The sequence below is a fragment of the Mannheimia varigena genome, from assembly GCF_013377235.1.
GTDB lineage: Bacteria > Pseudomonadota > Gammaproteobacteria > Enterobacterales > Pasteurellaceae > Mannheimia > Mannheimia varigena.
In genome coordinates, this window is sequence record NZ_CP016226.1 from 1796765 (window position 1) to 1819079 (window position 22315).

23 protein-coding genes are annotated in these 22315 nt (G+C 44.2%); 13 read left to right on the top strand and 10 right to left on the bottom strand.

All coding sequences use genetic code 11. From position 1 onward, the window contains the following. The first annotated feature begins 6 nt into the window (after window positions 1-6). Window positions 7-1188: a lipid-A-disaccharide synthase gene (gene lpxB / locus A6B40_RS08400; RefSeq protein WP_176672125.1), complete on the top strand. Its 1182-nt coding sequence runs from the start codon at window positions 7-9 to the stop codon at window positions 1186-1188. A 23-nt stretch (window positions 1189-1211) separates the two neighbouring features. Continuing rightward, window positions 1212-2264, top strand: coding sequence for a protease SohB (gene sohB, locus A6B40_RS08405; RefSeq protein WP_176672126.1), 1053 nt, complete (start codon window positions 1212-1214; stop codon window positions 2262-2264). Between the two features lie 51 nt (window positions 2265-2315). Here sohB and A6B40_RS08410 read toward each other — a convergent pair whose 3' ends face one another. The 6 genes from A6B40_RS08410 to A6B40_RS08435 all read right to left on the bottom strand — a co-directional run bounded on the left by A6B40_RS08410 (window position 2316) and on the right by A6B40_RS08435 (window position 8566). Then, window positions 2316-3302 (bottom strand): peptide ABC transporter ATP-binding protein, encoded by a 987-nt coding sequence (locus A6B40_RS08410; RefSeq protein WP_176672127.1) that lies wholly within the window; start codon window positions 3300-3302, stop codon window positions 2316-2318. 82 nt (window positions 3303-3384) lie between these two features. Beyond that, window positions 3385-3837: a GNAT family N-acetyltransferase gene (locus A6B40_RS08415; RefSeq protein ID WP_176672128.1), complete on the bottom strand. Its 453-nt coding sequence runs from the start codon at window positions 3835-3837 to the stop codon at window positions 3385-3387. After that, window positions 3838-4824 (bottom strand): dipeptide ABC transporter ATP-binding protein, encoded by a 987-nt coding sequence (gene dppD / locus A6B40_RS08420; RefSeq protein ID WP_025216664.1) that lies wholly within the window; start codon window positions 4822-4824, stop codon window positions 3838-3840. It lies immediately after the preceding gene. A 9-nt stretch (window positions 4825-4833) separates the two neighbouring features. Further along, window positions 4834-5727, bottom strand: coding sequence for an ABC transporter permease subunit (locus A6B40_RS08425; protein ID WP_176672339.1), 894 nt, complete (start codon window positions 5725-5727; stop codon window positions 4834-4836). 87 nt (window positions 5728-5814) lie between these two features. Further along, window positions 5815-6819 (bottom strand): ABC transporter permease subunit, encoded by a 1005-nt coding sequence (locus A6B40_RS08430; protein ID WP_025247263.1) that lies wholly within the window; start codon window positions 6817-6819, stop codon window positions 5815-5817. A 145-nt stretch (window positions 6820-6964) separates the two neighbouring features. Continuing rightward, window positions 6965-8566, bottom strand: coding sequence for an ABC transporter substrate-binding protein (locus tag A6B40_RS08435; RefSeq protein WP_025247264.1), 1602 nt, complete (start codon window positions 8564-8566; stop codon window positions 6965-6967). 219 nt (window positions 8567-8785) lie between these two features. Here A6B40_RS08435 and hda point away from each other — a divergent pair, with 219 nt between their 5' ends. From hda to A6B40_RS08470, 7 genes are all read left to right on the top strand, one after another. Beyond that, the gene (hda, locus tag A6B40_RS08440) at window positions 8786-9496 is read left to right on the top strand and encodes a DnaA regulatory inactivator Hda (protein ID WP_025247265.1); all 711 of its coding nucleotides are present in this window, start codon (window positions 8786-8788) and stop codon (window positions 9494-9496) included. A gap of 151 nt (window positions 9497-9647) precedes the next feature. Further along, window positions 9648-10280, top strand: coding sequence for a cytochrome c biogenesis heme-transporting ATPase CcmA (ccmA, locus tag A6B40_RS08445; protein WP_025342980.1), 633 nt, complete (start codon window positions 9648-9650; stop codon window positions 10278-10280). Then, window positions 10277-10939 carry a heme exporter protein CcmB gene (gene ccmB / locus A6B40_RS08450; RefSeq protein ID WP_025216670.1) on the top strand — a complete coding sequence of 221 codons (663 nt, stop codon included), beginning with the start codon at window positions 10277-10279 and terminating at the stop codon, window positions 10937-10939. The genes ccmA and ccmB overlap by 4 nt, the downstream gene beginning before the upstream one ends. A gap of 27 nt (window positions 10940-10966) precedes the next feature. Next, window positions 10967-11704: a heme ABC transporter permease gene (locus tag A6B40_RS08455; RefSeq protein ID WP_025216671.1), complete on the top strand. Its 738-nt coding sequence runs from the start codon at window positions 10967-10969 to the stop codon at window positions 11702-11704. A 9-nt stretch (window positions 11705-11713) separates the two neighbouring features. Beyond that, window positions 11714-11908, top strand: coding sequence for a heme exporter protein CcmD (ccmD, locus tag A6B40_RS08460; protein WP_025216672.1), 195 nt, complete (start codon window positions 11714-11716; stop codon window positions 11906-11908). A gap of 160 nt (window positions 11909-12068) precedes the next feature. Continuing rightward, window positions 12069-12602 (top strand): cytochrome c maturation protein CcmE, encoded by a 534-nt coding sequence (gene ccmE, locus A6B40_RS08465; protein ID WP_025216673.1) that lies wholly within the window; start codon window positions 12069-12071, stop codon window positions 12600-12602. Then, the gene (locus tag A6B40_RS08470) at window positions 12599-14554 is read left to right on the top strand and encodes a heme lyase CcmF/NrfE family subunit (protein WP_176672129.1); all 1956 of its coding nucleotides are present in this window, start codon (window positions 12599-12601) and stop codon (window positions 14552-14554) included. The genes ccmE and A6B40_RS08470 overlap by 4 nt, the downstream gene beginning before the upstream one ends. 51 nt (window positions 14555-14605) lie before the next feature. On the opposite strand, the gene A6B40_RS08475 is transcribed toward A6B40_RS08470, so the two are convergent. The 3 genes from A6B40_RS08475 to argS form a co-directional block, all read right to left on the bottom strand. Next, on the bottom strand, window positions 14606-15223 hold the full coding sequence (locus tag A6B40_RS08475) for an HI_0552 family protein (protein WP_176672130.1): 618 nt from the start codon (window positions 15221-15223) through the stop codon (window positions 14606-14608). Window positions 15224-15301: 78 nt separating this feature from the next. Continuing rightward, complete coding sequence (cgtA, locus tag A6B40_RS08480) at window positions 15302-16477, bottom strand: Obg family GTPase CgtA (protein WP_025216676.1); 1176 nt, start codon at window positions 16475-16477, stop codon at window positions 15302-15304. 101 nt (window positions 16478-16578) lie between these two features. Further along, the gene (argS, locus tag A6B40_RS08485; protein ID WP_138317694.1) at window positions 16579-18306 is read right to left on the bottom strand and encodes an arginine--tRNA ligase; all 1728 of its coding nucleotides are present in this window, start codon (window positions 18304-18306) and stop codon (window positions 16579-16581) included. A gap of 42 nt (window positions 18307-18348) precedes the next feature. Here argS and A6B40_RS08490 point away from each other — a divergent pair, with 42 nt between their 5' ends. From A6B40_RS08490 to A6B40_RS08500, 3 genes are read left to right on the top strand one after another with little or no spacing between them, the layout of a single operon-like run. Beyond that, window positions 18349-18939 (top strand): VOC family protein, encoded by a 591-nt coding sequence (locus A6B40_RS08490; protein WP_025216678.1) that lies wholly within the window; start codon window positions 18349-18351, stop codon window positions 18937-18939. A gap of 26 nt (window positions 18940-18965) precedes the next feature. Beyond that, window positions 18966-19430 carry an outer membrane lipoprotein gene (locus A6B40_RS08495; RefSeq protein WP_025216679.1) on the top strand — a complete coding sequence of 155 codons (465 nt, stop codon included), beginning with the start codon at window positions 18966-18968 and terminating at the stop codon, window positions 19428-19430. 28 nt (window positions 19431-19458) lie between these two features. Next, the gene (locus tag A6B40_RS08500) at window positions 19459-19734 is read left to right on the top strand and encodes a deoxyribose-phosphate aldolase (RefSeq protein WP_025216680.1); all 276 of its coding nucleotides are present in this window, start codon (window positions 19459-19461) and stop codon (window positions 19732-19734) included. A gap of 110 nt (window positions 19735-19844) precedes the next feature. On the opposite strand, the gene tal is transcribed toward A6B40_RS08500, so the two are convergent. Further along, entirely contained in the window at window positions 19845-20795 is a 951-nt protein-coding gene (gene tal, locus A6B40_RS08505; RefSeq protein ID WP_025216681.1) for a transaldolase, read from the bottom strand. Between the two features lie 256 nt (window positions 20796-21051). Here tal and A6B40_RS08510 point away from each other — a divergent pair, with 256 nt between their 5' ends. Beyond that, window positions 21052-22314 (top strand): TolC family protein, encoded by a 1263-nt coding sequence (locus tag A6B40_RS08510; protein WP_176672131.1) that lies wholly within the window; start codon window positions 21052-21054, stop codon window positions 22312-22314. Window position 22315 lies beyond the last annotated feature (1 nt).

Genomic DNA, 22315 nt, shown 5'->3' on the forward strand with positions numbered 1-22315 from the left:
CTAACTATGAAAGAACAATCACCTATTATTGCCCTAGTAGCAGGAGAAGTTTCTGGCGATATTCTCGGAGCAGGGTTAATTAAAGAATTGAAAACACATTTTCCAAATGCCCGTTTTATTGGTGTTGCAGGTCCACGAATGATATCAGAGGGGTGCGAGACATTGTTTGATATGGAAGAACTCTCAGTAATGGGCTTAGCTGAGGTTGTTAAACATCTTCCTAGATTACTTAAGCGTCGTAAGCAAGTAATTGATGAAATGCTTCAATTAAAGCCTGATATTTTTATTGGTATTGATGCACCAGATTTTAATCTAACAGTTGAAGAAAAGCTGAAAGCGAATGGTATCAAAACTATTCATTATGTTAGCCCATCAGTGTGGGCGTGGCGTCAAAAGCGAGTGTTTAAAATTGAGCGAGCGACTAATTTAGTGCTGGCTTTCCTGCCGTTTGAAAAAGCCTTTTACGATAAATTCAATGTGCCTTGCCGTTTTATTGGGCATACGATGGCAGACTGCATTCCGCTCAAACCGAACCGTGCGGAGGCTTGTGCTTCGCTGAATATTGATGAATCTAAGCGTTATATGGCAATTTTGGTGGGAAGTCGAGGGAGTGAAATTCACTTTTTAGCTGAGCCATTTTTAAAAACCGCTCAGCTTCTAAAGGCTCGTTTTCCTGATTTGCAATTCTTAGTGCCAATGGTTAATGAAAAGCGAATCGCACAATTTAACGAGATTAAAACACAAATTGCTCCAGAGCTAGAACTTAATATTATTCAAGGTAAGGCTCGTGAGATAATGATTGCAGCAGAATGTACGCTTTTAGCTTCCGGCACGGCAGCATTAGAAGCAATGCTGTGTAAATCGCCGATGGTGGTGGGCTACAAAATGAAGCCCCTTACTTATTGGCTGGCAAAAAGACTCGTTAAGACGGACTATATTTCTCTACCTAACTTGCTTGCTCAAGAGCCTCTTGTGCCAGAGCTAATCCAAGAGGAGTGTAATCCAGAGAGTTTAGCAAAACATTTAACGGTTTTTCTCGCAGATGATGAAGAAAGCCAAGCTAAAAAGGCGGATTTAAAACAGCGATTTGTTGAGCTGCACAAGTCCATTCAATGTAATGCAGATAAGCAAGCCGCTCAAGCGGTTGTCGATTTATTAAATGGCTCTACAAGCGGTCATATTTATTAATTTTTTTGTAAAAAGGAAGAGGTATGTGGAAAGAAGTTTTACTTAATTATGGTATTTTCTTATTAGAATTATTGACTGTTTTCGGCATTGTTGCAGTGGTCGTGATGTTGATTTTGGAATCTAAAAAACAAACTGAGAATGGTACAGTATCGATTACTAATTTAACGAAGAAGTATAAAGAACAACAAAAATCGCTTGCAGGATTTTTCTTGAGTGAAGTAGAGTTAAAACACCAAGAAAAAGCCGAGAAGAAAGCGGAAAAAGAGAAAGCCAAGTTAGAGAAAAAACGACTAAAAGATGGAGGAGAAACTTTGGAAGCTCCATCTCGCTTATTCGTGCTGAATTTTAATGGCGATATGATGGCTCACGAAGTCAATTCGCTTCGCCGTGAAATTGATGCGGTGATTAGCCTTGCCAATCCTGAAAAAGATGAGGTTCTGTTGAAATTAGAAAGCCCGGGCGGCGTAGTTCACGGCTACGGCTTGGCGGCTTCTCAGTTGCAACGCTTGCGTGATCGTAATATTCCCCTCACCGCCGCCGTAGATAAAATTGCCGCTAGCGGTGGTTATATGATGGCGTGTGTGGCGAATAAAATCGTCTCCGCTCCTTTCGCCGTAATTGGCTCGGTGGGCGTAGTGGCTCAGGTGCCGAATATCCATCGTTTACTCAAAAAACACGATATTGATGTTGATGTGATGACCGCTGGCGAATACAAACGTACCGTGACCTTGGCGGGTGAAAATACGGAGAAAGGCAAGCAAAAATTCCAACAAGAACTGGAAGAAACCCACTCGCTCTTTAAGCAATTTGTGGCTCAACACCGTCCGCAGTTGGATATTGAAAAAGTGGCGACTGGCGAACATTGGTTTGGTCAGCAAGCGATTGAATTGAATTTGGTGGATGAGATCTCAACCAGCGATGATCTGATTCTCAAAGCGATTGAAAGCAAAGAGGTGATTGAACTGAAATACAAAGAGAAGAAAAAACTGACGCAAAAAATCGGCTCGCAATTAGAGCAATCGGCAGAAAATTTACTCACTAAAATACTGAATAAAAGCCGTTCAACAATGATGTAAAAACAGCCCCTTTGGGGCTGTTTTCGTTTTAACTTGTGAGAGCTTAGAAGATCAGCGTTGATCTTCCATCACAAAACAGGCGATTTGCGTACCGTCTTTATAGGTTTTCAGATCCGGTCGCTCAATGTGGCAGCGGTCGGTTGCAAAGCGGCAGCGAGCGTGGAACGCACAGCCTCTTGGCGGGTTGAGTGGGCTTGGTAGCTCGCCAGTCAGTTTAATTCGCTCACGGCGTTCGTTTGGATCTAAACGTGGAGTCGCCGAAAGCAGTGCCTGCGTGTAAGGGTGGCGTGGGTTGCTAAAAATCGTTTTAGTGTCGCCTTGCTCCACACAACGCCCTAAATACATTACCATTACTTCGTCCGCAATATGCTCAACAACAGATAAATCGTGTGAAATAAACACATAAGACAAGCCCATTTCGTCCTGTAAATCCATCATCAGGTTTAGCACCTGAGCTCGAACGGAGACGTCCAACGCCGACACCGGCTCGTCCGCCACCACGATGTCGGGGTGCAACATCAAACCACGAGCAATCGCAATCCGCTGGCGTTGTCCGCCCGAGAACATATGCGGATAGCGGTCGTAAAATTCGGGTTTTAAGCCGACTTTCGCCATCATTTTCAGCACTTGCTCTTTGCGTTCTTTCGCCGACAAATTGGTATTGATCAGCAGCGGCTCTTCTAAAATTGAACCGATTTTTTTGCGTGGATTGAGCGAGGCATACGGATTTTGGAACACGATTTGGATTTTTTTACGGCGAAGCTGCTCGGTTTCCTTGTCGTTCTCCAAAAAGTTTTTGCCGTTGTAAAACAGCTCACCTTCGGTTGGCGGCTCAATCATCGTGAGCATACGCCCCAGTGTGGATTTGCCACAACCCGACTCGCCCACCACCGCAAGGGTTTTGCCGCGTTCGAGGGTAAAAGACACGCCATCAACCGCCTTAACCAGCTTCGGCTTGGCAAACATTCCCTTTTTGACAGGGTAGTATTTTTTGAGATCCACTGCGTTTAGCAATGGGGTAGAATTATTTTCTTTCATTTTGTTTTTTCCTTCTCGGAAAATGCACGGGCGTATGCAATACGCCCCTACAAGCGGTTATTTTTTCAAGATTTTTTGCAAATTATTTCACTTGCCACTCATAATTGAGCCATTCGTTATTTTCTTTCGCTCCCAGCCGTTCGTAAAAACGGATACCGTCTTTATTCCACGGAGCGACTGTCCATTTGATCGTTTGGCAATTATTTTGGTGAGCTACTTCTTGCAAGGCGGTCATCAGTTTTTCACCGACTTTTTGATTGCGGTAATTTTCTGCTACAAACAGCTCTTTCATATAAATCGCTGGGCGATTTTGAGCGGTATAAGGCAGAAAATAATAGACCAACATTCCGCCAATCGTACCGTTATCGTCCGCAACTAAGCAGTAGAAATCCGGTGGATTTTTGTCAAAACCGCTTTGCTGCACAACTTCGGGAGTAATTGCAAAACTGTCGATGTAATGTTCAAATGCCGCGAATTTTTCCATTAAATCAAAGACTTGTGGAATATCCTGCGGTTGCATTAAACGGACTTGCATTTAATTTCTCCCTGTCGGCTCACCCATTTCATTCAGCGGTGAGTGGCATTTCACTCGTCTGCCGTTGAGGGTTTGCATTTCCGGCTCAACCGTGCGGCATTTGTCGGTGGCGTACGGGCAGCGTGGGTTGAGCAAGCAGCCTTGTGGGCGGTCGTATTTGCCCGGCACAACTCCGGGGAGCGATTGCAGGCGGGATTTGCCTTCGGCAAACTCTGGCAACGCTTTGAGCAACGCTTGGGTGTAAGGGTGCAGCGGGGATTTGAAAATCTCTTCCGCTTTGCCCTCTTCCACCACTTGTCCGGCGTACATCACGATAATGCGGTGAGCGGCTTCGGCAACTAATGCCAAGTCGTGCGTGATTAAAATCAACGCCATATTCTCTTTGCGTTGTAGCTCCAACAGCAGGTCGATAATTTGGGCTTGAATGGTTACGTCTAACGCCGTGGTCGGTTCGTCCGCAATCAATAATTTCGGGTTGCAGGCGATCGCCATTGCGATCATCACACGCTGGCTCATACCGCCCGACAGTTGGTGCGGATAGACTTCCAAACGGGAAACCGGATCAGGAATGCCCACCATCGTTAAAAGCTCAATGGCTCGCTCACGACGGCTGGCTTTGCTGCCGCCTTGATGCACTTTGAGGGCTTCCATAATTTGGAAACCGACCGTGTAGCTTGGGTTGAGGCTGGTCATTGCGTCTTGGAAAATCATCGACACGTCCGCCCCGACAATTTTCTGTTTCGCTTTCGGGCTGAGGGCGAGCAGGTCGTTATTGTCGAAATGGAGGCTGTCTGCCATAACTCTGCCCGGGTAGTCGATCAAGCCCATAATCGCCAAAGAGCTGACCGATTTGCCTGAGCCGGATTCGCCCACGATGCCCAGCACTTCGCCTTCATTGACGGTGTAGCTGATGCGATCCACCGCACGGAACGGAGCGTTTTTCTCGCCGAAATGGACGGAGAGATTTTGTACTTCTAATAATGCCATATTGCTCTCCTACTGTTTTAATTTCGGGTCGAGGGCGTCACGCAAGCCGTCACCCATCAAGTTGAATGCGAGCACCAGCGACAAAATTGCCAAGCCCGGAATGGTCACGAGCCAGTTCGCCGACTGCATAAAGCCACGAGATTCCGCCAGCATTGTGCCGAGTTCCGGCGTTGGCGGCTGTGCCCCGATACCGAGGAAGCCGAGAGCGGCAAGTTCAAGAATGGCGTTGGAAATGCCCATTGTCATCTGCACAATAAGGGGAGCCAAACAGTTCGGCAGAATGACGATAAACATCAGCCGCCCTACACCAGCCCCCGCCACTCGGGAAGCGGTTACATAGTCCCGATTTTTTTCACTCATTACGGAGGCTCGGGTTAAACGTACATAGCTTGGAATGGAGACAATCGCAATCGCAATCGCCGCATTGATAAGCGAGGGCCCGAGAATCGTCACCACGCCGATGGTTAAAAGCAGGCTAGGAATGGCGAGCATAATATCGACAAATCGCATAATCACGATGTCGAGCGTGCCGCCGTAGTAACCGGCGAGCAGCCCTAAAATCACGCCCAGCACACAGGACATCAGCACGATAATCAAGCCGATAAAGACGGAAAGTCTTGCCCCGTAAATAATACGAGAGAGAATATCCCGGCCGATATCGTCCGTGCCGAGCAGGTGTGCCGCTTGACCGTTCTCAAACCACGCCGGCGGTAGTAACAACGCCGCACGGTTTTGCGAAATCGGATCGAAAGGGGCGATAAAATTGGCAAAAACGCTCACAAAGAAGACCACAGCAATAAAGGCAAGCCCAATCACCGCCCCTTTGTTCTGCCTAAAATAGTACCAAAATTCTTGTAATGGTGTTTTCGGTGCGGGTGGATTCACCGCAGTTGTTCCGGACATCATTGACTCCAACTGAAAATGTATTTTGTAAAAAATGGCGGAAATTGAACCGCTTGTTGGGGGCGTATGACATACGCCCAAAAATTATTACGAATGACGAATACGCGGATTCACAATCCCATACAATAAATCCACCGTCAAATTCACGAGGATAATAATGGTCGCAATAATCAGCACTGAACCTTGCAGCACCGGGTAATCACGGCTGTTGATGGCATCGATAATCCATTTGCCGATTCCCGGCCACGAGAAGATGTTTTCGGTGAGAACCGCTCCCGAAAGCAGTTGCCCAACAATCAAACCGACCACTGTTACTACCGGAATTAACGCATTACGCAGTGCATGCACAATCACAATGCGAGTGGTGTTTAAGCCTTTGGCTTTGGCGGTGCGGATATAGTCCTCGCCTAGCACTTCGAGCATTGACGAACGGGTCATACGAGTGATGACCGCTAGCGGAATAGTGCCAAGCACGATAGACGGCAAAATCAGCGATTTGATCGCCGCTAAAAAGGCTCCTGGTTCGTCTGAGTTCCAGGTGTCGATCAACATAAAACCGGTTTCGGCTTCAATCCAGTATTCAGACGGCAAACGTCCTGAGGCAGGCAAGCCGAGAGGGGTGGAAACATAAAGGATTAAAATCAAGCCCCACCAGAAAATTGGCATTGAGTAGCCGGTGAGAGAAAGAGAAGTCACCGTGTGTGAAATCCAGCTCTCTTTTTTCACGGCGGCAATCACGCCCAAAGCGATGCCGAAAATCAGCGACCAAAGCAGGGCGAAAAACGCCAGCTCAACGGTGGCAGGGAAAAGGGTAAAAAATTCTTTCAGTACCGGCTCGTTGTTACGGAATGAGTTACCGAGATCGCCACGCAGCACGCCTTGAATATAGCTGATGTACTGCTCAAACAATGGGCGATTTAAGCCGAGCTGTTCCATCATTTGTTGATGAACTTCCGGCGACAATCCACGCTCCCCCATTCGGATCTCAATCGGATCGCCGGGGATAAAATGCACAAGGGCAAAGGTAATCAAAGTTATCGCAATGAAGGTGGGGATCACCATCAAAATGCGTTTAAGGATAAATTGGAACATTTAAAATCTCTTGGGATTTCTTGTAGGGGCAAATCATATTTGCCCTTATTTGTTGAAATGGGCGAATATGATTCGCCCCTACATTGGTTGCGTAAGCGGTCAAATTTGTCAAAAAATCTGCAAAATTGACCGCTTGTTAAACGGATTATTTTTCCGCTAAATCCACATTGTAGAAGTTATGCAAGCCGAATGGGCTCATGACATAACCTTTCACTTCTTGGCGAACCGGGAAATATACCGTTGAGTGAGCGATGGTGATCCACGGTGCTTGCTCTTTGAAAATCACCTGAGCTTTTTTGTACAGCTCGGTACGTTTTGCTTTGTCGTTCTCTTGTGCTGCACCTAACACCACTTCTTCAAACGGTTTGTGGCAGAAGTTCGCGTAGTTTGAACCTGCATCCACCGCTGAGCAGCTTAATAAGGTGTTCAAGAAGTTGTCTGGGTCACCGTTGTCGCCTGTCCAGCCGATCATTGAGGTTGCCGCTTCGCCTTGGCGTAAGCGTTTGAGGTACTCGCCCCACTCGTAGCTGACGATCTTGGCATTCACGCCCACTTTTTTCCAGTCTTCTTGGATAAGTTCAGCCATACGGCGAGCGTTAGGGTTGTACGGACGAGCCACCGGCATTGCCCAAAGTTCAGTGGTGAAACCATTCTCAAATCCGGCTTCTTTTAACAACGCTTTCGCTTTTTCCGGGTTGTAGTCGTAGTCTTGAACGTCATCGTTGTAGCTCCACATTGTTGGTGGAATTGGGTTTTTCGCTACTTGACCTGCACCTTGATACACAGCATCCACAATCGCTTGTTTATTCACAGCGTGGTTCAGAGCTTGACGCACTTTTTGGTTATCTAACGGCTTGATTTTTTCATTCAAGGCTAAGTAACCTACGTTCATACCCGCTTGGCTCATCAAGTTGATGTTCGGATCTTTCTTGATGGTTTCTATGTCTGCCGGGTTCGGGTATGGCATTGCGTGGCATTCGCCTTTTTGCAATTTCGCTAAACGTACAGACGCATCGGTTGTGATAGAGAAAACTAAGCGGTCGATTTTCGCTTTGCCTTGCCAGTAGTTTTCAAAGGCTTTGAAGCGAACGGTCGCATCTTTTTGGTAATCCACAAATTGGAATGGGCCGGTGCCGATTGGGTTAGTATCAATACGCTCCGGTTTACCTGCTTTTAAGGATTGCTCCGCATATTCAGCAGAATAAACTGCGTTAAAGTCCATTGCTAAGTTTGCTAAGAACGGAGCATTTGGTACTTTTAAGCTGATTTTAACTGTGTGATCGTCCGCTTTCTCTACTTTATCAATGATATTTTGCATATCCATACCTACGAAATATTCGTAGTTACCGCCGGAAACTTTGTGGAACGGGTGGTTTGGATCTAACTGACGGTTGATTGAGAACAACACGTCATCTGCGTTAAATTCACGGCTTGGTTTGAATTCTTTGTTGTCGTGGAATTTTACACCTTTACGTAGATGGAAAGTATAAATTTTACCATCTTCAGAGATATCCCACTTTTCTGCTAACGATGGGATAACATCGGTTGTGCCTTCTGCAAAGTCCACCAATTTGTTATAGATAGGACGAGCGTTGGCATCAAGGCTTGCACCGTCTGTTACAAGAACAGGGCTCATTGCTGAAGGCGATGCTTCTAAGCAATAGACGAAGGTTTTTGGTGCAGCCATTGCAGTTGCAGAACCTGCAACCGCCATCGCGATTAAAGAAAGTTTTGCTAAGTGTTTCATTTTCACTCCTTGAGTTTTATTTATAGATTGAATTACTTTTTTTGTGTGAAGTTTTGAATATACAATTTTTTTAGCGAACTGCAATCTTTTTTTAACAAATAGAGGGAGGACTTTATCAAAATTTACAAATGAAATTTGATTGAGTAATTTCCACTTCTCAAAATGGCAGTTTTCCGATATTCTTACAAGGTTTTTGATGGCTGGCTTTAAGGAATATTTTTGCAGTTACCTCTACCGATTTATCAAATTGATGAAGACACTTTCGATAATTTTTACGCAGAAAATAGTAAAGTGTTGCTTGAATCTCTCAAACGGAATTTTACCGATGTACAACAGCCGTTTTTCTATATTTGGGGTGAAAAAAGCTGTGGAAAAAGTCATCTGTTAAAAGCTGTGAGCAATTATTTTCTTTTAAACCAGCAAACTTCGAGCTACATTCCTTTAACAAAAGCTCGTTATTTTTCTCCGTTGGTTTTAGATAATGCTGAGTTGCTGAATGTGATTTGTTTAGATGACATTCAAGCCATTGCAGGCGATGAGGAATGGGAACTGGCAATTTTCAACTTATTCAATCAAATTCGAGAGCAACAAGGACTATTTAGTGATGGTATAAAAACATTGTTGTTAATCAGCGCAAACTGCCCGCCTCATCAATTAAATATTAAATTACCGGATTTACGCTCTCGTTTAACGTGGGGAGAGGTATATCAATTAAGTGATCTCACTGACGAGCAAAAATGCTATATTTTGCAAGCGAATGCTCGCCAAAAAGGGGTAGAGTTGCCCGATGAAGCCGCCCATTTTCTGCTAAAAAAAATAGGTTCGGATTTGGAAGAACTCACTAAAATATTAGATAAATTAGATCACGCTTCTTTACAAGCTCAGCGAAAACTAACCATTCCTTTTGTGAAGGAAACTCTTTCTCTGTAACAAGTGGTTTGATTCTTGTCAAAATTTGCAAAAGTTTTTTCAAATTTGACCGCTTGCTACCTCTAAATAAGTAATTTATTTGCTACGTTAAAACAATCGCTTATGTTACACTTCCGTTAAATTTTTTAACCCCTGCTTTAATGAGACCCCGATGACCGAATATCAGCTTGAATTGAAGAATATCGCTTGCGAGCGTGGCGAAACCCGTTTGTTTGAGGGTTGCCATTTCATCGTGAAAAGCGGCGATTGGGTGCAGGTTGAAGGGCATAATGGCATCGGTAAAACCAGCTTACTTCGTATTTTAGCCGGGCTGTCATTGGCGGCAGAGGGTGAGGTATTGTGGAACGGCGAACCTATTCAAAAACAGCGTGACAGCTACTATTCAGAACTCTTTTATTTGGGGCATCACGCTGGTATCAAGCCTGAACTCACCCCTTGGGAGAACTTGAGTTTTTACCAAAAAATCCAGAAACTGCCGCAAGATGACGAGGCTCTTTGGCGGGCTCTTGAAAAAGTGTCGTTGATTGGGCGTGAAGATTTGTCTTGCTCGCATTTGTCTGCCGGACAACAACGCCGTGTCGCTTTGGCGAAACTTTGGTTGACCCAAGCGAAACTTTGGATTTTAGACGAGCCTTTCACCGCCATTGACAAAAAAGGGGTGGCGGATTTAATAGCCCATATTGAACAGCATTGTGAACAGGGCGGACTGGTGATTTTCACCAGCCACCAAACCGCAGAAAGCGATAAAGTGCGTACCATTTCGTTAGATCAATTTAAAGTATGATTTTATTTACGATTATTCAGCGAGAATTAACCATCGCCTTTCGCAAGCCATCGGAAATTTTAAATCCGCTCTGGTTTTTTTTGATGGTGATTACCGTGTTCCCGATTTTAATGGGGCCAAATCCTGAACTGCTTGGCAAAATCGCCGCTGGCATTGCGTGGGTGGCGGCATTGCTTTCCGCCTTGCTCTCGTTTGAACGCTTGTTCCGAGATGATTATTTGGATGGCTCGTTAGAACAATTAATGCTATTGCCGCTCGGCTTACCGCAAGTGGCATTGGCGAAAGTGATTGCTCACTGGGCATTAACCGGCTTGCCACTGATTTTACTCTCACCGGTGGCAGCGATTTTGCTCTCACTCGAAACCCACGTCTGGTGGGCGTTAGTGCTGACATTACTGCTTGGAACGCCGATTTTAAGCTGCTTAGGGGCGATAGGCGTGGCATTAACGGTTGGGTTACGCAAAGGCGGCACGCTATTAAGCCTACTGATTTTACCACTATTCCTGCCAGTACTGATTTTCGCCGCCGCTGTGCTGGAAGCCGCCACGCTCAATATGGGCTACAGCGGACAGCTTGCGATTATCGGGGCGATTTTAGCGGTGACGTTAACCTTTTCGCCTTTTGCGATTGCTGGAGCGTTGAGGATTAGTTTGAATTAAGTATTTTTTATATTATTGAGGTTTTCTATGTGGAAATGGTTACACCCCTATGCAAAATCAGAAACGCAGTATCATTTGCTGGGGAAAATTCAACCGTTTTTAGGTTGGTTAAGTTTAATTATGCTCGCTGTGGCTTTTGTGTGGGGGCTGGCGTTCGCACCAAAAGATTACCAACAGGGTGATAGTTACCGCATTATCTTTATTCACGTGCCGGCGGCGATTTGGTCAATGGGCGTGTATGGCTCAATGGCGGTGGCAGGATTAGTTGCGTTAGTTTGGCAGATTCGCCAAGCAAATTTGGCGATGATCTCAATGGCACCTATCGGCTTAGTGTTCGCCTTTATCTCCCTCGCAACCGGGGCGATTTGGGGAAAACCGATGTGGGGAACTTGGTGGGTGTGGGACGCTCGTTTAACCTCCGCCCTTGTGCTGTTCTTCCTCTACATTGGCGTGATGGCACTCTATTCCGCTTTCCAAGACAAGCAAACTGGGGCAAAAGCGGCAGCGGTGCTTTCGGTGGTGGGCGTGATTAACTTGCCGATTATCCACTTCTCGGTGGAGTGGTGGAACACACTACATCAAGGTGCGACTATTACTAAGTTCGACAAACCATCAATGGCGGTGGAGATGCTGATTCCATTATTGTTAGCGATTTTTGGCTCAATGATTTTTATGATTTGGTTCAGCATTTGGCGTTACCGCATTGCTTTACTGAAAGATGAACAAAAACGCCCGTGGGTAAAAGCGTTGGCGAAAGTGGCATAAGGAGAGAAAATGACGTTTCAATTTCAATCAATCAGCGATTTCTTCGCAATGGGCGGTTATGGCTTCTATGTTTGGCTCTCTTACGCTCTCACCTTTATCGCAATGGGCGGGCTGATTTGGCTTAGCCGCCGAGAGCATAAAGCGATTTTCGCTCAGGCGAAAAAAGAGCTGGCAAGAGAAGAAAAATTAAAACAATCGGCGTAATCACAAGCGGTGAAAAAACGTTAATTTTTTGCAGATACTTCTTTATAGGTATTTGATTTGAGAAATCGCAAAACTTCCTTGAAATAGAGGGAATGTTTTGCGGTTTTTTGTTATTCTTACGCTAGTTTATTTTTGCATTTTTATTTTGAGGGTGATTACGATGAATCCAAGACGCAAATCAAGATTAAAAGTGGTGCTTTCCGTATTACTGGGGCTTTCTGTTGCCGCAGGGCTAACGCTTTACGCACTCAGCCAAAATATCGATTTGTTCTATACACCGTCTGAAATTGTGAACGGTAAAAATGACGATCCTAAACAAAAACCAGAAGTCGGGCAGCGGATTCGTGTGGGCGGAATGGTGGTGGAAGACACCGTGAAGCGTGATGACAAAACCCTAAAAGTGGTGTTTGATTTAGAGGATATCGGGCCATCTATCACGGTGGAATACGAGGGCATTTTGCCGGACTTATTCCGTGAAGGGCAGGGCATTGTGGCTCAAGGCGTTTTAATTGAGCCGACTCGTTTAAAGGCGACCGAAGTATTAGCAAAACACGATGAAAATTATATGCCACCGGAGTTGGGCGACAAAATGAAAACTCAACACAATGCCGTTGGTGTGTCGGAAAAAGATTTAAAAGGTGAATCAGAAAAAGATCGCCAAATGAAAGAAGAAGCTCAAGGGGACGCTAAATGATCGCAGAATTAGGCAATTATGCCTTAGCGTTAGCACTGGCAATTTCAATGTTATTGGCTATTTTGCCGATTTGGGGAGCAGAAAAACAAAACAGCACCCTGATTGCCTTGGCTCGCCCGATGACGTGGGCGTTGTTCCTTGCCTTAAGCCTCTCTTTTGGTTCGCTCTTTTACTTATTTGCGGTGAATGATTTCACCGTGCAATATGTGGTGAACAACTCGAATACCACCTTGCCGTTGCAGTACCGCTTATCTGCAGTGTGGGGAGCTCACGAGGGCTCGCTATTATTGTGGGTGTGGTTGCTTTCGCTCTGGTCTGTCGGCGTGGCCGCGTTTACTCGTAAAATGCCGGAAGATGCGGTGGCTCGAGTGCTGGGTTTAATGGGCTTAATCAGCATCGGCTTTTTGGTGTTTGTAATTTTTACCTCGAACCCGTTTGATCGCACTTTCCCTAATTTCCCAGTTGATGGCAGAGAATTAAACCCAATGTTGCAAGATGTGGGCTTGATTTTTCACCCACCGCTGCTGTATATGGGCTATGTGGGCTTCTCGGTGGCTTTTGCTTTTGCGATTGCTTCATTAATGACAGGGCGTTTAGACACCGCTTGGGCAAGATGGTCTCGTCCGTGGACAATGGCGGCGTGGGTGTTCTTAACGCTTGGTATCGTGCTTGGCTCTTGGTGGGCGTATTACGAACTCGGCTGGGGCGGCTGGTGGTTCTGGGATCCGGTGGAAAATGCTTCCCTTATGCCGTGGATTGCCGGCACGGCATTAATTCACTCACTAGCCGTAACTGAAAAACGTGGTACATTCAAAGCGTGGACGGTGTTACTTGCGATTCTAGCTTTCTCGCTCTGTTTAGTCGGCACATTCCTTGTGCGTTCAGGCATTTTGGTATCGGTACACGCCTTCGCCTCAGACCCAACCCGAGGCTTATATATTTTGGCGTACCTTGTGATTGTGGTAGGCGGTTCACTATTGCTCTATGCATTCAAAGGCTCGCAAATCAAAAGTTTGGACAATTACGAACGTTACTCCCGTGAATCAATGCTCTTAATCAATAATATTTTATTGATGGCGTTTTTATCGGTAGTCTTTTTAGGCACATTATTGCCGTTGATCCACAAGCAAATCGGTTTGGGCACGATCTCCATCGGAGCCCCATTCTTCGACCAAATGTTTATGATTTTAATGGTGCCTTTTGCATTTGTGCTAGGAATTGGACCGCTTGTAAAATGGCGAAGAGATCAGGTTTCTGCTATTCGCACGCCGGTGATTATTGTCTTGATTGTGATGGCGTTACTCGGCTTTGGCTTGCCGTATCTGTTCCGCAATACCATCACCGTCAGCGTAGTGCTTGGCACAATGATGAGCGTGTTTATCGTGCTGTTGAGCCTATATGAACTGCACCAACGTGCAACGCATCGTCATTCATTCTTCAGCGGTATTTTTAAACTCTCTCGCTCCCATTGGGGAATGGTGCTGGCACACTTAGGTGTGGCGATGACGGTATTTGGCATCGCCTTTAGCCAAAACTTCAGCGTGGAACGTGATGTGCGAATGAACGTGGGTGATAAAGCTCAAATTTTCGATTACCAATTTGAGTTCAAAGGCATCAAAATTACCGATGGAGCTAACTACCAAGGTGGAACTGCTGAGCTTGAAATTACCCGCAACGGCAACTATGAAGCGACCCTCAACGCTGAAAAACGTTTCTACAACGTGAGTAAAATGGGAATGACTGAAGCCGCAATCGACTGGGGCTTTAGCCGAGATTTATACGCAGCCTTAGGCGAAAAACTTGAAGATAATTCGTGGGCAGTTCGCTTATATTACAAACCATTTATTCGTTGGATTTGGATCGGCGGACTCTTTATGGCACTCGGCGGCTTACTCTGTATGATGGACAAACGCTACCGATTACGTCTTGAAAACAAAAAAGTAGTGGCTTAAAGAGTCATTAGATAGTAAAAGGGCGAACAATAATGTTCGCCCTATTTTTTATCATTGATGGCACTTTTCATAAAGCGGCAGAAGTTCCCGAATGGTTTGGTAGATAAACTCCACCGCATCAATATTATCAAGTTCTTCCTTTTCCACATTCCGCCCAATGCACCAAAAATCCTCAGCATCGTTGAGCGTTAAATCTTCAGCTTTAACCTCTTTGACTTTACGAAAATCAGCATATTCGCTTTCACGACCATTCCAAATATCAAATTTTTGGAATTTTTCCCTATCCAAATTTTCAAACCATTGATTGTATTGATGAACCTGAATTTGCGAACGAGAAGCCCGATAGCAGTGCCAATCAAGGCTCACTTGCAACCTACGGCGGTTAAGAATGACGGAAATAATCGCCGCCGAATTTTGGTTAAATTCATATTTGTAATAGGCAAAAAAGTGAGCCCGAACCTGCCAGCCATTACACCACCGCTCAATATGTGGCTCGGCAAACGGCAGCCCAAGCCGGCGGGAAATTTCCAAATTTAACGTTTTCCACACTTCCCAATGCGCTTTATATTCCGCCTTAATGCGAGGAATTTCCTCAGGGCAATATTTTTTAAGTTGAGCGAATTGAAAAAACGGAATATTAAAAATCTCGCAAGATTTTGAACTAAGCATCGGTTTTCCTTAAATGAACAAGCGGTTGTTTTTCCTCGAAATTTTGCAAATTTCCAGTTAAAAACAACCGCTTGTGTTTTATCGGCGTTCGTAAATAAATTCTACGCCTTCGTCATCTTCTTCGGTCCAATCATCGTCCCAGTCATCCCATTCTTCTTCAACCGGGTTTTGCATTGCTTCGTTGTGATAATCTTCCCATTTGAATTTCACTTCGTCCGCTTCTTTATTTTCCTCTTCCACTTCACGAGGGTTGGCTTCGATGAAGTCCATAATATCACGGGTAAGGTTTTGCACGTTCTGACCCGTGGCGGCGGAGATTAAGTAGTAATCGCCTTCCCAGCCGATTTGCTCGGCAATCTCTTTGGCTCGTTCAGCGGCTTCTTCTTCGCCGATGGTGTCGATTTTGTTGAACACCAACCAAGTCGGTTTTTCGGAGAGTTTTTCGCTGTATTGATAAAGCTCGGATTCAATCACCGAAATATTGTGAGCCGGATCGCTTTCATCAATCGGCATAATATCCACAAGGTGAATCAGAATGCGGCAACGCTCTAAGTGTTTGAGGAAGCGGATCCCTAAGCCAGCCCCTTCCGCTGCACCCTCGATCAAGCCCGGAATATCGGCAACCACGAAGCTGCGATCTGCGCCCACACGAGCCACGCCTAGACTTGGCACAAGGGTGGTGAACGGATAATCTGCCACTTTCGGTTTGGCGGCAGAGACGCTGCGGATAAAGGTTGATTTACCGGCGTTCGGTAAGCCGAGCATTCCCACATCGGCAAGCAGCATTAACTCTAACAATAAATCACGTTTCTCGCCCGGTGTGCCGTTGGTTTTTTGGCGTGGAGCACGGTTTACCGAAGATTTGAAACGAGTGTTGCCCAAGCCGTGATAGCCGCCTTTTGCCACCAACATTTTCATTCCGTGGCGAGTTAAATCGCCAATCACTTCTTGGGTGTCGTTGTCAATCGCACGGGTTCCGACTGGCACACGCAAGGTGATATCGTTACCACGATGACCGGTACAGCCTGCACTACGACCGTTTTCACCACGCCCTGCGGCATAGCGTTTTTCAAAGCGGTAGTCGATAAGGGTATTGAGGTTTTCGTCTGCGATTAAGTAAACATCGCCACCGTCACCGCCATCGCCACCGTCCGGCCCACCTTTCGGGATATATTTTTCACGGCGGAAGCTCACACAACCGTTTCCGCCATCGCCTGCTTCCACTCGGATCAGGGCTTCGTCAATAAATTTCATTTTGTTGTCCTTTTGGTTTTGGGGCAAATAATGATTTGCCCCTACAAAATCACGTTCTTTTTAGTTCTTGTAGGGGCGAAACATTTTTCGCCCTAAACTGATTACATCTTTTCAACCGTTTTAATGCCTAACAAATCCAAACCTTGTTTCAAGGTTTTTGCGGTTAATGCGGCTAAACGTAAACGGCTGTTTTTCACATTTTCTTCAGCGTTCAAAATCGGGCAAGCCTCGTAGAAGCTCGAAAATTCACCAGCCAACTCGTATAAATATTGGCAGAGAATATGCGGCATACCGTCTTTTGCCACGCCGTTTAAGGCTTCTTCAAACTGCAATAATTTTACTGCAAGTGAACGCTCTTTTGGCTCGAGCAGTTGGATTGAACCGCTTAACGTACTTTCATCAATGCCGGCACGGGCAAAGATGGAGCGAATGCGAGTGTAGGCATACTGCATATATGGGGCGGTGTTACCCTCGAAAGTCAGCATATTGTCCCAGTCGAACACATAGTCGGTGGTGCGGTTTTTCGAGAGATCCGAATATTTCACCGAGCCGATGGCTACGGCTTCCACCACGGCTGCTTTTTCTTCTGCGGTTAAATCGGTTGAACGCACGGAAATCAACGCATCAGCACGTTCCACCGCTTCGTCTAATAAATCTTTCAATTTCACCGTGCCACCGCTGCGGGTTTTGAATGGCTTGCCGTCTTTGCCAAGCATCATTCCGAAGAATGGGTGCTCAAGGCTGAAGTTCTCCGGCACATAGCCCGCTTTGCGAGTGATTAACCACGCCTGTTGCATATGTTGAGCTTGGCGGCTGTCGGAGAAGACCAACGCACGATCTGCTTTCAGCGTTTCATAGCGATATTTCGCCGCGGCAATGTCGGTGGTGGTGTAGAGGAATCCGCCATCTTTTTTCTGCACAATCACGCCCATTGGGTCGCCGTCTTTGTTTTTGAACTCGTCCAAGAACACTACCAACGCCCCTTCATCTTCCACCGCTAAACCTTTGGCTTTGAGGTCTGCCACGATTTCAGGCAACATTGGGTTGTAAAGGCTTTCGCCCATTACATCTTTGTCGCTTAGAGTCACATTCAAGCGGTCGTAATTTTCTTGGTTGTGGTGCATCGTGATATCCACAAGTTTTTTCCACATCGTTAAGCAATATTCATCACCGCTTTGTAGTTTCACCACATAGTTACGGGCTTTTTCGGCGAATGCTTCATCCGTATCGTAATGCTCTTTTGCCGCACGGTAGAAAGCTTCTAAGTCGCTCAATTCCATTTCAGAAGCGTGTTCGTTTTCCATTTTTTCGAGGTAAGCAATCAACATACCGAATTGCGTTCCCCAGTCGCCAACGTGGTTGGCACGAATCACGTTGTTACCTAAAAACTCTAAAGTGCGAACCACCGCATCACCAATAATGGTCGAACGCAAATGCCCCACGTGCATCTCTTTCGCTACGTTTGGAGAAGAATAGTCGATCACAATGGTCTGAGGATTTGCAGTTTTTATGCCAAAATTCACCGCTTGTAACGCCTCGTTTGCGTTATTTGCCAGCCATTCTTGGTTTAAGAAAATGTTGATAAAGCCCGGACCTGCGATTTCTAATTTGTCCGCAACGCCGTTCAAATCTGCGTTATCTAAGATTTTTTGAGCGAACTCACGAGGGTTCATTCCTAATTTTTTCGCTGCACCCATCGCACCGTTGGCTTGGTAATCGCCAAACTCAGGCTTGCCCGATTGACGCACTAACGGCTCTACATTTTCATCGGCTCCTGCCGCAATCATTGCCTGTTTAATTTTATCTGCTAAAATTTGTTGAATATTCACTGATTTAACCTATTAAATTTGATTCACAAAAAAATGGACAAGATTGTAGCAGAAAACGCAAAATTTTTCGAGAAAATGACCGCTTGTTTTGGCGATTTCTCTCAATTTGAGCAAAAAATTCAACAAATTGCTGAAATTGCAGGGATTGATTTATCTCAATATGAAATCGATCATCTCGCTGTTCGTATGAACCAAACGGAAACGGCGGAGCAGTGGCGGGCGTTGTTGCTTGATGGTTCAATGCTGCTCAAAGAGAGTGAGGTAAATGGCAGACCGATTGGATTATTTACGCTCACACAAGCGGTTAAATTTTGCGGACAAAATGTAAAGATTGTCGAGTTGCCTTTTCCGAAAGATAAAATTTATCCGCAAGAAGGCTGGGAGCATATTGAGATCGTATTCCCAATGAAGGAAGCTGAAACGGTTAAACAGTGGCAGGAAAGAGCTTTATCGCAGTTTAAGTTGATGGAAAATAACGAGCTTAAAGTGAAAATTAGCCAACCAAAGGTAGAAAGAGAGGCGCTGCCAAACCCAAGTATTGCAATTAGTTTGAGAAATGTAACTTTTTGTAATCATTCTTGTCTAAAGCTGCACCCTTATGATATAAACAGCATCGTTATGTCAGAAAGGTAATTTCTGATATTTTTTGGAGAATGAAAATGAAAAAATTAACTTTAGCCGTTGCATTAATCTCAAGTTTTACTCTAGTAGGGTGTGCAAATACTGATATCTATAGTGGTAGTGTGTATTCTGGTGCTCAGGCAAAAGAAGCACGTTCTATCTCTTATGGAACGATTTTATCTGTGCGTGATGTTAAAATCCAAGCAGATAGCCAAGGCGTCATTGGTACCGTTGGTGGTGGAGTATTAGGTGGTATTGCTGGTAGTGGTGTTGGTGGTGGTACAGGCCAAGCGATTGCAACTGCAGTTGGTGCGATTGCAGGTTCTGTAATTGGTAATCAAGTAGAACAAAAAGCGAGTCAAGTTTCTTCATTAGAAATGGTAATTCGCAAAGATAATGGTAAAGAAATCGTAGTCGTTCAGAAGAAAGAAGATGGTTTTGTACCGGGCAAACGTGTGAGAATTGTAGGATCTAATTCAGATCTGAATGTATCTCTCCTTTAATTTTTAGTTTTTCCTAGAGGATATAATAATGAAAAAACTTTCCTTAGCTGTATTAGCTTCGTTAGCTTTAGCTGCATGTACAGCAGATGTTTACTCTGATAAAGGTAACGCAACTGTATTATCAAGCAAGTATTTATCAAACGATGTTGTAGAATTAACAGTTCAAAGAGATAATGGTGAAACAGTTACATTGACTCGTGAGTATGATGCTCATGCAGCAGTTGGTGCTCGAGTTCACCTTGCAGATGAAATTCAGAATCAACATGAAGATCTAAAAACAATTAGACGTTATGAATTCAAATAATCGTTTATAAACTAGAAGCCAGTATTTGCTTTAATAGTAAATACTGGTTTTTTTATAGAGAGAAATACTATGATAAAAAGGGCGAATAGATTATCGCCCTAAATTAAGTATTATAATTTTGTTGCAAGCATCGCTTCTAATTTTTCTTGGTCAATTGCAAATTTACGGATACCTTCCGCTAATTTTTCAACTGCCATTGGGTCTTGGTTGTGTTCCCAGTAGAACTCGGCTTCAGTCATTTTTTCAGGGCGAGGTTTAGTTTCACCTTTATATTCTAATTTGCGAGGTAATTCTGCATTACTCTCTTGTAACTCTTTTAATAGAGCAGGAGCAATGGTGAGACGGTCACAGCCAGCAAGCTCAGTGATTTCACCTACATTACGGAAACTTGCTCCCATAACTACCGTGTTATAGCCGTGTTGTTTATAGTAGTTATAGATAGAAGTTACAGAAATTACACCTGGATCTTCAGCCGGAGCATACTCTTTTTTATCTGAGTTTGCTTTATACCAATCTAAGATACGTCCAACAAATGGAGAAATTAGGTAAACCCCTGCTTCAGCACAAGCTCGTGCTTGTGCTTGAGAGAATAATAATGTTAAGTTGCAGTTAATGCCTTCTTTTTCTAATTGCTCAGCAGCTTTAATACCTTGCCAAGTTGAAGCAATTTTGATCAAAATGCGGTCATTTGAGATACCAGCTTCATTATATAAACCGATTAGTTTACGAGCTTTAGCAATGGTCTTTTCCGTATCATAAGAGTAGCGAGCATCTACTTCAGTTGAAATACGACCCTCCACTACTTTTAAGATCTCTAAACCGATATTTACCGCTAATTTATCTTCGGCATCTACTAATTGTTCTGTTTTATCATTACTTTTTGACTTAGCATAAGCAATAGCATCATCAATTAATGGAGCATATTGTGGTAGTGCAGACGCGCTTAAGATTAGAGATGGGTTAGTTGTTGCATCGTAGGGCTGATAAGCTTTAATCGCATCAATATCGCCAGTATCAGCAACTACAACTGTCATTTCACGTAAAGCATCAAGTTGGTTCATATTTTATTTCCTTTTTGAGTTATTAAAAATAAGGTTATTATATCATAGCAGCAACTTTAAAAGAGGGGAAGATAAGAACATAGCTTAGCTACATTAAGTAGAAAATTATTTATCTTAGCTAGTAATAGATCTATTTCTTTGATAATAGATCGTATGTATGATTTTATATTTATTTTGTATAGAATAGAGTACAGATTACTATTTGTATTTTAAGGAATTCTAGCCCTAAGTTATTAGGTTGTGAAGGGAAGATTATATGATTCGTCATTTAACATTAAAGGCAGGAGCTGCAGTACTATTGTGTTGTTTATTACCAACTACTCTATCGGCTGCAATACCGCTGCAAGATATTTTACAAATTGCATTAGTTCGTGATCCGAGCTTAGATGAAGCAAGAGCTAATATTTCTGCGGCAGCAAGCAAAACCAGGGTATCTCAAGCAGGGTATGAGCCAATTATCTCTTTATCTGGTACGGGTATGATTGCTCAGAAACATACCTATTCAAACGAGCGCCGTTCGGGTCCGAGTGTAAATGGTAAGATTAATCTCTATTCTTGGGGGGCTGTGGAGTCTGAAATTGAGCGTGATAAGCATAAAGAAGGTTTTTTCCAATATAAATTTTATGAAACTCGTGAGCAAGTAGGTAAAGATATTGGTTCTTTGTATCTTATAGCATTAAGGTCAAAAGAGAATATTGTTATTTATAAAGAGAGTTTGAAGCGCCATGAGAAAATGATTCAAGATCTCAAAGTAATAGTGACTTACGATGAGGGGCGTGTTTCTGAGCTAAATGAGGCTCTTTCTCGTCGTAATCAGGTGGAATCAACAGTATTACAACACGAGAGGGCAATGTATAACGCATTGAGCCGTTTAAGCCGTTATACATCTAAAATTTTATCACCTGAAGATTTAGTTGATCCATTTGCAAATGTATCAGCAGAGAAATTTATTGCGCAATATAACAATCCAGATGTGAGAACAAACCCAACGTTTATTGCACAACAAAAAGAATTTGAGGCAGCTAGAGCAGATGTTGATGCAATGAAAGCTCGTCAGCTTCCAGCCATTAATTTGGAGGGGGCTGCAAGCCGTCACGAGCGTGAAATTTATGTGAATATGTCTTGGGATATTTATAATCCAGCAGCAAAACATCAGGAGCGTAATAGCTACTACTCACAAAAAGCAGCAGAAGCTCGTTTACACGAAATAGAGTTAGAAGTAGCCCAACAAGCTCGTACCTCAGAAATTGATATGGTGCGTAATGAGAAATTAGCTCAGGTAGCTCATAAGCAGATCGCTTTACAGAAAAATGTGGTGGAAGATACGGAGTTGCAATTCCAAATTGCAACGAAATCATTGTTAAATGTGTTAGATGCTTATGAGGAATTAACAAATATGCAAGCAACTGAAGTAACAGCCCGTAATGACTTCCGTGATGCTGCGTTAACCTATTTAGTTTCACAAGCTCGAGTGTCTGATTGGGCTGGGGTTGTGAGTCTTTCTTTAAATAAAGAGTAAA

Excerpts from the sequence above, each read along its gene's own strand:
- cgtA (WP_025216676.1), bottom strand. The coding sequence starts at position 16,477 with ATGAAATTTATTGACGAAGCCCTGATCCGAGTGGAAGCAGGCGATGGC.
- A6B40_RS08495 (WP_025216679.1), top strand. The coding sequence starts at position 18,966 with ATGAAAAAATTAACTTTAGCCGTTGCATTAATCTCAAGTTTTACTCTA.
- A6B40_RS08470 (WP_176672129.1), top strand. The coding sequence starts at position 12,599 with ATGATCGCAGAATTAGGCAATTATGCCTTAGCGTTAGCACTGGCAATT.
- ccmD (WP_025216672.1), top strand. The coding sequence starts at position 11,714 with ATGACGTTTCAATTTCAATCAATCAGCGATTTCTTCGCAATGGGCGGT.
- A6B40_RS08415 (WP_176672128.1), bottom strand. The coding sequence starts at position 3,837 with ATGCAAGTCCGTTTAATGCAACCGCAGGATATTCCACAAGTCTTTGAT.
- A6B40_RS08430 (WP_025247263.1), bottom strand. The coding sequence starts at position 6,819 with ATGTTCCAATTTATCCTTAAACGCATTTTGATGGTGATCCCCACCTTC.
- ccmA (WP_025342980.1), top strand. The coding sequence starts at position 9,648 with ATGACCGAATATCAGCTTGAATTGAAGAATATCGCTTGCGAGCGTGGC.
- lpxB (WP_176672125.1), top strand. The coding sequence starts at position 7 with ATGAAAGAACAATCACCTATTATTGCCCTAGTAGCAGGAGAAGTTTCT.
- A6B40_RS08475 (WP_176672130.1), bottom strand. The coding sequence starts at position 15,223 with ATGCTTAGTTCAAAATCTTGCGAGATTTTTAATATTCCGTTTTTTCAA.
- ccmB (WP_025216670.1), top strand. The coding sequence starts at position 10,277 with ATGATTTTATTTACGATTATTCAGCGAGAATTAACCATCGCCTTTCGC.
- A6B40_RS08410 (WP_176672127.1), bottom strand. The coding sequence starts at position 3,302 with ATGAAAGAAAATAATTCTACCCCATTGCTAAACGCAGTGGATCTCAAA.
- A6B40_RS08500 (WP_025216680.1), top strand. The coding sequence starts at position 19,459 with ATGAAAAAACTTTCCTTAGCTGTATTAGCTTCGTTAGCTTTAGCTGCA.
- ccmE (WP_025216673.1), top strand. The coding sequence starts at position 12,069 with ATGAATCCAAGACGCAAATCAAGATTAAAAGTGGTGCTTTCCGTATTA.
- A6B40_RS08510 (WP_176672131.1), top strand. The coding sequence starts at position 21,052 with ATGATTCGTCATTTAACATTAAAGGCAGGAGCTGCAGTACTATTGTGT.
- A6B40_RS08425 (WP_176672339.1), bottom strand. The coding sequence starts at position 5,727 with ATGTCCGGAACAACTGCGGTGAATCCACCCGCACCGAAAACACCATTA.
- A6B40_RS08455 (WP_025216671.1), top strand. The coding sequence starts at position 10,967 with ATGTGGAAATGGTTACACCCCTATGCAAAATCAGAAACGCAGTATCAT.
- tal (WP_025216681.1), bottom strand. The coding sequence starts at position 20,795 with ATGAACCAACTTGATGCTTTACGTGAAATGACAGTTGTAGTTGCTGAT.
- sohB (WP_176672126.1), top strand. The coding sequence starts at position 1,212 with ATGTGGAAAGAAGTTTTACTTAATTATGGTATTTTCTTATTAGAATTA.
- dppD (WP_025216664.1), bottom strand. The coding sequence starts at position 4,824 with ATGGCATTATTAGAAGTACAAAATCTCTCCGTCCATTTCGGCGAGAAA.
- A6B40_RS08435 (WP_025247264.1), bottom strand. The coding sequence starts at position 8,566 with ATGAAACACTTAGCAAAACTTTCTTTAATCGCGATGGCGGTTGCAGGT.